Origin of the sequence: Streptomyces thermovulgaris, assembly GCF_002155915.1 — a bacterium.
GTDB classification, from domain to species: Bacteria; Actinomycetota; Actinomycetes; order Streptomycetales; family Streptomycetaceae; genus Streptomyces; species Streptomyces thermovulgaris.
Genome location: NZ_MUME01000159.1, coordinates 243 through 11,855 on the forward strand (window position 1 = coordinate 243; position 11,613 = coordinate 11,855).

Below are 11,613 nucleotides of genomic sequence, written 5' to 3' on the forward strand. Positions count from 1 at the left end.
CGTCGAACCAGTCGCCGCCGACCTCGGCGACGGCCGCGGCGGGCTGGTAGCGGCCGGCGACCTCCAGACCCGTCAGGTGCTGGGGGTGCTGGGGGAGCAGATGACGCTGGAGGGCGAGGGCCGCATGGCGCTGGCTGCGGTACCAGCGGGCGTTGTCGATGGACAGGGCGGCACGGGCGGCCAGCTCGCCGGCCAGGACGGTGTCGTCCTGGCTGAACGGCTCGGTGTTGTGGATGCGCTGGAGGCCCAGGACCCCGAGGATCTCGCCGCGGGCGGTCAGCGGCACGGCCAGGTAGGAGTGGAGCCCGGCGCGGGCCAGAAGCTCGGCCGCCTCGGCGGAGCGGGCGATGTGCCGCAGGTCGTGGCGGTTCACATGGGGCACCCGGACCGGGCGGCAGAGGTTCACGCACTGGGCGGCCAGACGGTCGGTGTCGTAGACGGCGAGCTCGCCGGGCGGGTCGGCGGCGCGGACGGCCTCGGTGGGACGGGCCGCGGCCACGGCGAGGGAGCGGAACAGGGCGGGCCCCTGGTGCTTCTCCGTCCCGTGATGACCCTGCAGGACGCTGTCGAGCACGTCCACCGTGGCCACGTCGGCGAGGTCCGGCACGCACACGCCGGCCAGCTCGCGGGCGGTCCGCTCGAGGTCGAGCGTGGTCCCGACGCGCAGGGTGGCGTCGGCGATCATGGTGAGCCGCCGCCGGGCCCGGGACGCCTCGATCTCCGCCCGGTGCCGCTCGGTGACGTCCACGACCGAGGCGGCCACTCCCAGGACCCGCCCGTTGGGGTCCTCCAGCCGGTAGCGGGAGACCGACCAGGCGTGGTCGTGGTCGGGGTCGGCCGGGGTGCGGCCGATCACGAGCTGGTCCAGCAGCGGGACTCCGGTCCTCAGCACCCGGTGGGTCACGGCTTCGACCTCGGGGCCCAGAAGCGGCACGACCTCGGGCAGACGCCGGCCGATGTGATCGGCGGCGGGCACGCCGTTGATCCGCTCCAGCGCCGGATTGACGGTCACGAACCGCAGATCGGTGTCCAGGATGGCCAGCCCGATCGGGGACTGCTCGATCAGGCGCACCGACAGCGCCAGCCTCCGCTCCACCTCCCGCAGCGTGGCCTGGTCGGAGGCGATGCCCAGGGCGTAGAAGCCCCCTCGGCCGTTCTCCAGCCGCATGTTGCGGAACTCCACCATCCGGGTGCTGCCGTCCTTGCAGCGGATGGGGAAGCCGCCGGCCCAGCTCTCGCCGGTCTCCATGAGCCGGGCGAACAGCTCGAGCACCTGCTCCAGGTGCCTCTCCTCGAGCAGCAGCCGGCCCGCGTACTGTCCCAGTGCCTCCTCGGCGGTGTAGCCGAACAGGGCCTCGGCCTGCGGGCTCCACAGGACGACCCGCCCCTCCGTGTCGAGGACGACGGCCGCGACCCCCAGGACGTCCAGCAGGCCGCCCGGAGCGGAGGAGACGTCCCTCACCTGTTCGGCCCGGCCGTGAACAGTGCCGGAGGCTCCCTTCATGGTCATATGGACAACCCCTTCCGCCGGCCTGCCGCACAGCGTGCGTCGCATGGCCCGTCCCGGTCCTCGCCTGCTTCGGACTCCGTCCGGACCGGCCGGTCACGCTCCTGGGAGGGCCGGGTACCCCCGCACCTCGTCCGGCACCGTGGCGGAGGGCTCCGCGACGGATTTCCACGGCGGACGCGATGAATCCCGTGGCGGGGCCGCGGCGGGACCGCTGGGGCCGTGGCGAGGACGAGGATCCGGCGGGACGGACGGGCCCGGACCGTGTGCGGCCCGCCGGCCGACCCGGTGGAAGGAGCGCACCCGCCGCCCGGCCCCATGTCCTCGGCAAATCGCCGGGCCTCTGCCGGACGGCTGCGGACGGACGCCGGCAGCGGACACGGCGGCACCTCGGTGCGGCCACGGACCGGACAGATGTGTGACGTGCGCCACAAGGAATTGTGTGCACGGTGCCACTCCGGTTCGTGGTGTGTCAAGAATGCAGGCAGAGCAGGAACGCGGGTCGGGAACGCCTGCCGGGAACGGATGTGCCGCGCGGTGCCGGTGGAGCCCGGGAGGACCGAGGGGTACGTGCTGCGGCTCCGCCCCTTCGCCGCCGCGTTCGGCCCCGGTCCGCCTGGTGGCGGAACTGTCGGACAACGAGCCGCCGGCCGGGACGCCGCATCCCCGGCCGGCGGCGCCCCTCTCGCCCGAGCGCCGCCCGGAGCCCGGACGGGAGAACGACCGTGCCGCCCCGCGCACCCGGGACGGCCGACGCGTCCCGTGAGCCGTTCCGGCCACGCCCGCGGCATGTCCCGCGTCGTGTGCGGCAATGTCCCGTGCCGTGTCCCGTGTCGTGTCTTGTGTCATGGTCCGCTCAGAGGACCGTGCTGTCGTGCGGGGAGGGCCGGTCGAGGGGGAGAAGCACGCGGGTGGAGGAGCAGCGGTGGCCGGGCGGTGCGGACGGTGGTCGGATGCGGGGGCGGGCCTGTGCCGACCACTCAAGGGGCGGGCCTGTGCCGGCGTGCAAGCCGTTCTGCCCTCAGGAGGCACCCGTCATGACCTTCAATCCGCTCGAACAGCGGGGGATTCCACTGGACCGCCAGCTGCGCAACTGGCGTGAGCTGAACGTGCAGCCGATCGATCCGGACCGCTGCGACCCGTACACCCGGTGCCGGATCATCACCATGAACGGCATCGAGACCGAGGCGATCCTCTTCGGTCACCACCTCGCCCGTCATACGTCCGATCCCGAGCTCAAACGACAGCTGGCCCGCACCCGGTACATCGAGGCACAGCAGCAGCGGGTGGTGAACTGGCTGCTGCCGGGGGTGTCGTCGGTCCTGGAGACGACGATCGCCTACGAGCAGGTGGCGGTGGACCTGACCGCGTGGGTGGCGCGGATGGAACCGGACCCGTACCTGAAGCAGGCCTACGAGTTCGGGGTGCTGGAGGACTTCGACCACCTGTACCGGTACGCCAACCTGTACGAGATGATCGAGCACCGCAAGGCCGAGTCGGTGGTCGACAACCTCACCGAGGTGATGCCGGGCCGCCCGACGAAGTACCACCACCGCGACCCGTACGACAACGTCCGCGACCCCTACGACAGGACCACGGTCAACCCGCTGTCGAAGCTGCACGCGCTGACCGTCATGGCGGCGGAGCAGCAGACGATGAACTTCTACATGAACACCGGCCCCACCTACATGGAGCCGATCGCCCGCCAGCTGTACCAGGAGATCGGGCTGATCGAGGAGGAGCACGTCACCCACTACGAGTCGCTGGTGGACCCGGGGGAGACGTGGTGGGAGCAGCTGGTCAACCACGAGTACAACGAGTGCTACCTGTACTACTCGTTCATGGAGCAGGAGAGCGACCCGAAGGTCAAGGCCATCTGGGAGCTCCACCTGAACATGGAGCTGGAGCACCTGCACATCGCCTGCGACCTGATGCGCCGCCACGACGGCCGCGAACCGCAGGAGATCCTCGCACCGGAGCTGCCCGATGTGCTCACCTTCGAGCCCAACAAGCAGTACCTGCGCGAGCTGCTGGCCACCCAGATCGACCTGACCACGCTCGGAGCCGGCTATGTGCGCGAGGCGCACGAGCGGTTCGAGAGGATGCAGCAGCAGATCCACGGAGGCGAACAGCCGCCGAGCGAGCGGGTCATGGCCGAGCACGACGAGATGTTCGGCCGCGAGTACCGCGTGGAGACCGAGGGCGAGCACCCCGACCCCGCCCTGCGCGAGCGCTGAGGGGAGACAGCGATGTCCGACACCCACACCCCGCGGGCCGGTGACGACCAGGCGTCCGACACCGATGTCGTCGCCCTGCTGATCCGCCAGCACGGCGACATCCGCAACCTCTTCGACGAGGTCGAGGCCACCAGCGGCGACGAGCGCCGCGACGCCTTCCGCCGTCTGGTGCGCCTCCTGGCGGTGCACGAGACGGCCGAGGAGGAGGTGGTCCACCCCTACGCGCGGCGCAAGCTGCCCGGCGGCGACCGGCTCGTGGAGGACCGGCTGGCCGAGGAGCGCAAGGCGAAGGAGACACTCGCCGCCCTCGACGAGATGGACCCCGACGACCCCGAGTTCATGCCCCGGCTGCTGGCCCTGCGCACCGACGTCCAGGAGCACGCGCGGGCCGAGGAACGCTACGAGTTCACCCACATCCGGCGCACCGCCGGACCCGCGGAACTCGCCTCCATGGCCAAGGCCGTCAAGGCCGCCGAGGCCATGGCCCCCACCCGCCCCCACCCGGGAGCCGAGACCATGACCGCGGCCAATGTGGCCCTCGGCCCCCTGGCCGCGGTCATGGACCGCACCCGCGACGCCATCCGCAGGGTCATGGGCAGGAGCTGAGCCACGGCACACCGGTGCGTGACGGCCGCACGGCTGCCCGCGGGACCACCGTCGAAGCGGGTGGTCCCGCGGGCAGCCGCCGTGAGGAGCGAGGACGGCCGTCGTGGAAGGAGCGCGAGGGGCGCGCACCGGCGGAGGCGCACCGGCCACGGGCCGGCCCGCCCCGGGAAGGGCCGGCGGCCCGTCGGCCGCCCGCGTCCGGCCCGGGGACGCCGCCGCGCGGGGAGGACCGGGTGGCCTCCCCGGCCGTTTGCCGTCCGCACGAAAGGGGGACCCGGCTGCCCATGAGCACACCGACACGGCGTCACCGGATGGGACAGAACCGGGTCCTGCGGCTGCTGGACCGCCTGGAACAGGAACCCCGGGCCGACGCGGTGATCGACGCGGCCGGCCGGGGCGTACGCGCCCTGCCGCTGCGCGGCGGCCGGGACCTGCTGCACGGCAGGTGGCTGGGGCACCCGCTGCACCCGCTGATGGTGCAGGTGCCCATGGGCACCTGGCTGTCCGCCGCGGTGCTGGACCTGTTCCCCGGACGCTCGCGCGAGGCCGGCCTGCTGGTCGGGGTCGGGCTCGCCACAGCCGCCCCCGCGGCCCTGGCGGGCACCGTCGACTGGGCGGAACTGCACCGCCGGCAGCAGCGCACCGGCCTGGTGCACGCCCTGGCCAACGCGACGGCCGTCGGCCTGTACGCCGCCTCGCTCGCCTGCCGCCTCAAGGGCCGCACGGGAGCGGGCCGCGCGCTCGGCTTCCTGGGGCTGACGGCGGCCGGGGCCGGAGGCATGCTGGGCGGCCATCTCGCCTACCGGCAGGCGTCCGGCGCCAACCACGCGGAGGAGATCCCGTACGTCGTCACGGAGGGCTGGCACCGGATCGGGGCCGTGGCCGAGTTCCCGGCCGGCCGGCCGGTGCGGCGCAGCGTGGACGACGTACCGGTGCTGGTCGTCCGTGAATCCGGAGGAACCCTCCACGCACTGGCCGACCGGTGCAGTCATCTCGCGGGACCGCTGTCCGAGGGCACCGTCGCCGACGGATGCGTGCGATGCCCCTGGCACGGGAGCGTCTTCCGGCTCTCGGACGGCTGGAACGTCCGCGGCCCCGCCACCGCTCCCCAGCCCGCCTTCGACACCCGGATCGTCGACGGCCATGTGGAGGTGCGCCTGCGCGACCAGGACCCGGGGGAGTAGCCGGAGACGGGGCAGCCGGAGGACGCACCGGCGACCGTGCACGGCGGAGCCGGGAGGCCCGGCTCCGCCCGGGATCACAACAGGTCCTCGACCGTGATCGGTATCTTCCGCACCCGGCGGCCGGTCGCATGGTGGACGGCGTTCGCGATCGCGGCTCCGGCCCCGACCTGACCGATCTCGCCCACACCCTTGACGCCGAGCGGATTCACGACGTCGTCCTCGACCTCGACCAGTTCGACGTCGACGTCCGGGGCGTCCGCGTTGACGGCGACCAGGTAGTCCCCCAGGCTCGTATTGGCCCACTGCCCGGTGCGCGGATGCATGTGGTTGGCCTCCAGCAGCGCCTGGCCGAGCCCCCAGAGCATGCCGCTCATCAGCTGGCCGCGGGCCGTCTTGGGATTGAGCACCCGGCCGGGGGCGAAGGCCCCGGTCATGCGCCGCACCCGGACCAGACCGAGTCCGGGGTCCACGGCCACCTCGGCGAACTGCGCCCCGAAGGTCATCATCGCGAACTCGCCGTCGCCGTGGGGCGGGCTCCAGGTGCCCGACGCCTCGGCATCGGGCTGGGAGGCGCGGTGCAGCAGATCGGTGTACGAGTCGGAGGCGGAGCCGGCGGTCATCACCCCGTCCCGCACGACCACCTCGCCCGGGTCGACGCCGTGCAGCGGGGAGTGCGCGTCCAGGACGGCCCGGTGGACGAGCTGGTTGCGCAGGGCGGTCGCGGCACTGTGCACGGCGGCGCTGATCATGCCCGCTCCCGCGGAGCCCGCCGCGGTCGCGATGCTGGGCAGGTCCGAGTCGCCGTTCTCGAACCGGCAGCGGTCGGCCGGTATGCCGAGGGCGTCGGCGGCGACCTGGGTCATGACCGTGGCGACCCCCGTGCCGAAGTCGGGGGTGGCGGCCTGGACGACGGCGGTGCCGTCGGCGTACAGACGGGCCCGTGCACGCTGCGGGGCGCCGGGCAGGGCGACCGGATAGCAGGCGGCGGCCATGCCCGTTCCGATCAGCCGGTTCCCCTCGCGCCGCAGACCCGGCCGGGGATCGCGGTCCGCCCAGCCGAAACGCTCGGCGCCACGCCGGCAGCACTCCTCAAAGCCGCTGCTGGACCACGGCAGGCCCGACACGGGGCTCACGTCCGCGTGGTTGCGCAGACGCAGCTCGACCGGGTCCAGACCCAGTTCCTGGGCCAGTTCGTCCATCGCGCACTCGAGGGCGAACATGCCGCTCGCCTCCCCGGGTGCCCGCATGAACGTCGGGGTCATCGTGTTGGCCCGGAAGACCCGGTGGACGCCCTCGAAGTTCGGGCAGGCGTAGATGTCCGACGAGACACCGGCCGAGGGCTCGGCCCAGTCGTCGAAGGGCGAGGCCGGCGACAGCTTGTGATGCCTGATCGCGGTCAGCCGGCCGTCGCGCGTGGCCCCAGGACGACGCTCTGCTCCTGCTCCTCGCGGTGCCCCACCGACGTGAACATCTGCTCGCGGCTCAGCATGAGCTTGACCGGCCTGCCGACCTCGCGCGCGGCCATCGCGGCCAGCGCCACATGGGCGTGGACCATGGCCTTGCAGCCGAAACTGCCTCCCACGTAGTGGCTGATGACCCGGACCTTCGACAGCGGGAGCCCGAGCAGCCGGGCGACGGTGACCTGGGTGGCGCCGACGCCCTGGGTGGAGTCGTACAGCACCAGTTCGTCGCCGTCCCAGACGGCGGTGGTGCTCGCGGCCTCCAGGGGGTTGTGATGGTTCGCGGCGCAGGTGAGGACGGTCTCCACCCGCACATCCGCCCGGGCGAGGCCCGCCTCGACGTTCCCGCGCCGGATCCGGCCCGGCAACAGGCCGCCGAAGATGCGCTCGGGCACATACGCCTGGATGCGTCCCTGCTCCAGGGTGGTGACCGGCGGCATCTTTGTGCAGGAGACGCGCAGCAGGCTCGCCGCGTGCCGGGCCCGTTCCCAGGTGTCGGCGACGACGAGCGCGACGGGCTGGCCCGCGTAGTGGATCACGTCGTCCTGCAGGGGGAAGAAGGACTGCCCGGGAGCCGCCGAGCCGTCCAGGGAGGGGGCCGGCGGCAGCCGCTTTGCGACCCTGGGCAGGTTCTGGTGGGTGAGGACGGCGAGCACGCCCTCCTCCGCCCGGGCGGCGCTCGTGTCGATCCCGGTGACACGGCCGCTTGCGACCCGGGACCCCACCAGGCAGGCGTAGGCCACGCCGGGAATCGGTATCTCGGCGGAGTAACGGGCGCTGCCGGTGACCTTGGCGCGACCGTCGACACGGTCGAGAGGCCGTCCGACGGCCGTCGTGGTCGTTGTCGTCGTCATGCCGGGCTCCTGCCTGTGTCGCCCACGAGGGTTTCCAGGGCCCGTACGACGGTGCGCCGGGCGAGTTCCACCTTGAAGGCGTTCATCAGGGTCGGCCGGGCGTCGGCGAGTTCCCCCCGGGCCGCCTGCGCGAAGGTGTCCCGGTTCGCCGGGGCCCCGATCAGGAAGTCCTCGATGCGCCGGGCCCGCCAGGGCTTGGTGGCCACCCCGCCGAGCGCCACCCGCAGATCCGCGACGGTGCCGTCCACGACGGACAGCGCGGCCGCCACCGAGGCGAGCGCGAACTCGTAGCTCGCGCGGTCCCGCACCTTCAGATAGAGCGAGTGACGCGCCACGGGTGTCGCGGGCACCTCGATCGCGGTGATCAGCTCGCCGTGCTCCAGCGGATGTTCCCGGTGCGGAGAGTCCCCGGGAAGCAGGAAGAAGTCGTCGAACGCATGGGTCCGCTCGCCGTGGGGGCCCAGCGTGTGCACCCGGGCGTCGAGGGCCGCCAGCGCCACGGCCACGTCCGAGGGGTGCGTGGCGATGCAGTGGTCGCTGACGCCCAGGACGGCGTGGCCGGGCTGAACCCCTCGAGGGCCGGGCAGCCGGTGCCCGGATCGCGTTTGTTGCAGGACGACTGCGCGTCCCGGTAGTAGGGGCACCGGACCCGCTGCAGAAGGTTGCCGCCCATGGAGGCCATGTGCCGCAGCTGCGCCGAGGCGCCGAGCTCCAGGGCCTGGCGGATCATCGGAAAGCGTTCGCGCACCAGGGGCGAGGCGGCGACCTCGCTCATCCGGGCGAGGGCCCCGATGCGCAGCCCTCCGTCCCGGGTCGTCCCGATGTCCGTCAGCGGGAGGCGGTTGATGTCGACGAGCCGCCGTGGATGCAGGACGTTCTGGCGGAGCAGATCGATCTCGGTGGTGCCGCCGGCGAGGAACTCACTGGTGGGATCGGAACTGACGGCGGCGACCGCGGTCGCCGCGTCGGTGGCTCGGGAGTAGCTGATCGGCCGCACGGCAGACCTCCTAGGACCCGTCGCGGACGGCGCGGATCGCGGCCCGTATGCGGGGATAGGCGGCGCAGCGGCAGATGTTGCCGCTCATCCACTCCTTGATCTCGTCGTCGTCACCGGCGTGGCCCTCCTTGAGCAGCGCCACGGCCGACATGATCTGTCCAGGAGTGCAGTAGCCGCACTGGAAGGCGTCCTCGGCGATGAACGCCTGCTGCATGGCGTGCAGTTCGTCGCCCTCCGCGAGTCCCTCGATCGTGGTCACCTCACGCCCCTCGCACGTCAGGGCGAGCGTCAGACAGGCCAGCACACGACTGCCGTCCACCCAGACGGTGCAGGCGCCGCACGTCCCCTGGTCGCAGCCCTTCTTCGCACCGGTGAGGAAGAGATGCTCACGCAGCGCGTCGAGCAGGCTGACCCGTGGCTCGATCTCCAGGGAGCGCTCGACCCCGTTCACCGACAGGGTCACCCCGACCGGGCCCGGACCTCGTTCCTCGAGTGCTCGCCCGCGTTCGGTGAGCGTCGGGTCGTGTACGGACATGAGGCACCTCCCGGGGTCGGACGCACTCATCGTCGTACCGCCCTGTGGATTACCCAAACGGGTGAAAATGTGGGATTTCGGTGGGAGCGGTTCAGTGGAGGGCGGTGCGGCGCCGGAGGCGTGCGGCCCAGGAGCAGGGGCTCTTTCGTACGGTCGCTCCGCCGTGCCGGGGCGCCGTCGGTGCAGCTGCCGCCGCAGTCACCCGGCTTCGCGCACGACTGCGGCGGCACGTCCCGACCGGCTCGTGCGCCGGTGTTCCCGGGAGTCCCAGGACCTCGGGCGGGCGAGTCGTGGGGGGCAGGTCATGGGCTGCGGACGTCGAGTGGGTCCGGACGGTTCCTGGTCCTCTCCTGGTCCTCGAGGTCCTGGCGCCTGTCGTCGTGATCGTCGTGTCAGTCGTCGTCGAAGTCGTAGAGGTCGTCGAGATCGTCGAGGTCGTCGAGGTCGCCGGTCCAGGCCTTCCCGGTGGAGGCGTCCACGGTCACCTTGTACCACGTGCCGTCGTGGCCCCGGATCTCCACCTCCCACGCGCCGGCCCGCCCGCCGCTGTCGTCATCGTCGTCGGCGTCCACGGAGGTCACGGTGCCGGGCCGGAGGGCGAGCGCGGCCTCGGCGGCGGCGCGGGCGTCGGTCCTGAACGACGTGACCGCGGCGGCCTCCGCCCTGTCGTCGGCGTCGTCGTCCCGGTCGTCGCTCCTGACGGCGGAGAGGACCTCGGCGTTCGTGGCGTCGACGGTCACCTCGTGCTCGGTGCCGTTCCGTGCGAGGACATCGACCTCCCAGGCCGGGCCGCTCCGGCCCCGGTCCAGCTCCGCCGAGGACACCGTGCCGGGCACCGCCTTCAGCGCGGCGGCCAGGGCGTCCTGCACAAGGACCCGGGCGGACCGGGCCGCCGCAGCCCTGTTCCGGCCTCCGCCGGTGTCGCCGGCACCGGTGTCGCCGGCGTCGGCGTGGCGGTCGTGCCGGTGGGAGACGGTCATGCCGTCGCGGCTGTTGTCGTGGGAGCCGCCGGCGGCGGTGAGAGCGGTGGCCGCGCCCCCGCCGATCAGAACGGCCGCGGCAGCCGCGGCGATGACGACCTTGCGCTTCACGATGGTTCCTCCTCGTGCACCTGCCGATACGGTGCGTATCGACGGGGACCATCGTGCCCGAGACATCCTGAAACCAGGCTGAAGCAACCTGAAGCCGCCTTCAGGTTCGTTTTGCGAGGCTGTACCCATGCGGCTGCTGATCGTGGAGGACGAAAAGAGACTCGCCCGCTCCCTGGCCCAGGGGCTGGCGGCCGAGGGATACGCCGTGGACGTCGTCCACGACGGCCGCGAGGGCCTGCACCGGGCCACCGAGCACCCCTACGACCTGATCATCCTCGACATCATGCTGCCGGGCGTGAACGGCTACCGGATCTGCCACGCCCTGCGCGCGGCCGGCGACGACACCCCCATCCTGATGCTCACCGCCAAGGACGGCGAGTACGACGAGGCCGAGGGACTCGACACCGGCGCCGACGACTACCTGACCAAGCCCTTCTCGTACCTCGTCCTGCTCGCCCGCGTCCGCGCCCTGCTGCGCCGCCGCACCACCGCCGGTGCCGCCCCGCTGCTCAGCGTCGGCGACCTCAGCGTGGATCCGGCCACCCGGCGTGTCGCCCGCGGCGGACACGGCGTCGAACTGACGGCGAAGGAGTTCGCGGTCCTGGAGTTCCTGGCAGGCCGGGCCGGCCAGGTCGTGTCCAAGGCGGAGATCCTGGAGCACGTCTGGGACTTCGCCCACAGCGGGGATCCCAACATCGTCGAGGTGTACGTCAGCGCGCTGCGCCGCAAGATCGACGCCCCCTTCGGACGCAGATCGATCCAGACGGTACGCGGCGCGGGCTACCGGCTGATCGCCGACGGCGGTACGCCGTGAAGCGTTCGTTCCGCCCGTTCCGCTCGGTCAGGGCGCGCACCGCCCTGTTCGCGACCGCGGTCGTCGCCCTGGCCCTTGTCGTCGCCGGTACCGCCGTGGTGTGGGCGCTGCGCGGCAACCTCGTCTCCCAGGCGGATCTGCAGGCCGAGGTCACCGCCCGCGACATCGCCTCCCAGATCGCCGTGGGCACCCCCTACGACAAGCTGGAGCTGCCCGACGGCGACGGGAGCCCGGTTCAGGTCGTCGACCCCCACCGGCGCGTCCGCGCGGTCGGCGAAGGTCTGCAGGCGATCACCGGCACCTCCGCCACCGCCGTGACCCCCGTCGC

The 11,613-nt window shown here is 72.5% G+C and carries 8 protein-coding genes and 3 pseudogenes; 5 read left to right on the forward strand and 6 right to left on the reverse strand.

All coding sequences use genetic code 11. The annotated features are described in order from the left end of the window. The coding region (locus CCN35_RS14525) for a PAS domain-containing protein (RefSeq protein WP_425444293.1) at positions 1-1,510 on the reverse strand (1,510 nt) is incomplete at its 3' end. A 1,034-nt stretch (positions 1,511-2,544) separates the two neighbouring features. Between CCN35_RS14525 and CCN35_RS14530 the strand changes: the two genes are divergently transcribed. The 3 genes from CCN35_RS14530 to CCN35_RS14540 all read left to right on the forward strand — a co-directional run bounded on the left by CCN35_RS14530 (position 2,545) and on the right by CCN35_RS14540 (position 5,534). Further along, entirely contained in the window at positions 2,545-3,744 is a 1,200-nt protein-coding gene (locus CCN35_RS14530) for a hypothetical protein (RefSeq protein ID WP_086792959.1), read from the forward strand. Between the two features lie 12 nt (positions 3,745-3,756). After that, positions 3,757-4,350: a hemerythrin domain-containing protein gene (locus tag CCN35_RS14535; protein ID WP_086792961.1), complete on the forward strand. Its 594-nt coding sequence runs from the start codon at positions 3,757-3,759 to the stop codon at positions 4,348-4,350. Between the two features lie 311 nt (positions 4,351-4,661). Next, complete coding sequence (locus CCN35_RS14540; protein ID WP_086792963.1) at positions 4,662-5,534, forward strand: Rieske (2Fe-2S) protein; 873 nt, start codon at positions 4,662-4,664, stop codon at positions 5,532-5,534. Positions 5,535-5,608: 74 nt separating this feature from the next. Here the strand turns inward: CCN35_RS14540 and CCN35_RS29450 are convergent, their stop codons facing one another. From CCN35_RS29450 to CCN35_RS14560, 5 genes and pseudogenes are all read right to left on the reverse strand, one after another. Continuing rightward, positions 5,609-6,754 (reverse strand): xanthine dehydrogenase family protein molybdopterin-binding subunit, encoded by a 1,146-nt coding sequence (locus tag CCN35_RS29450; RefSeq protein ID WP_425444294.1) that lies wholly within the window; start codon positions 6,752-6,754, stop codon positions 5,609-5,611. After that, positions 6,737-7,848, reverse strand: a pseudogene (locus CCN35_RS29455) (xanthine dehydrogenase family protein molybdopterin-binding subunit); the annotation flags it as partial. The gene CCN35_RS29450 and the pseudogene CCN35_RS29455, both read right to left, overlap by 18 nt. Continuing rightward, a pseudogene (locus CCN35_RS14550) lies at positions 7,845-8,845 on the reverse strand (FAD binding domain-containing protein). The pseudogenes CCN35_RS14550 and CCN35_RS29455, both read right to left, overlap by 4 nt. Positions 8,846-8,855: 10 nt before the next feature. Beyond that, positions 8,856-9,380: a (2Fe-2S)-binding protein gene (locus tag CCN35_RS14555; RefSeq protein ID WP_067388640.1), complete on the reverse strand. Its 525-nt coding sequence runs from the start codon at positions 9,378-9,380 to the stop codon at positions 8,856-8,858. A gap of 392 nt (positions 9,381-9,772) precedes the next feature. After that, positions 9,773-10,471, reverse strand: a complete 699-nt coding sequence (locus CCN35_RS14560; RefSeq protein WP_086792965.1) for a PepSY domain-containing protein — start codon at positions 10,469-10,471, stop codon at positions 9,773-9,775. Positions 10,472-10,598: 127 nt separating this feature from the next. Between CCN35_RS14560 and CCN35_RS14565 the strand changes: the two genes are divergently transcribed. Beyond that, positions 10,599-11,285 carry a response regulator transcription factor gene (locus CCN35_RS14565; protein WP_067388644.1) on the forward strand — a complete coding sequence of 229 codons (687 nt, stop codon included), beginning with the start codon at positions 10,599-10,601 and terminating at the stop codon, positions 11,283-11,285. Further along, a pseudogene (locus tag CCN35_RS14570) lies at positions 11,282-11,613 on the forward strand (two-component sensor histidine kinase); the annotation flags it as partial. The gene CCN35_RS14565 and the pseudogene CCN35_RS14570, both read left to right, overlap by 4 nt.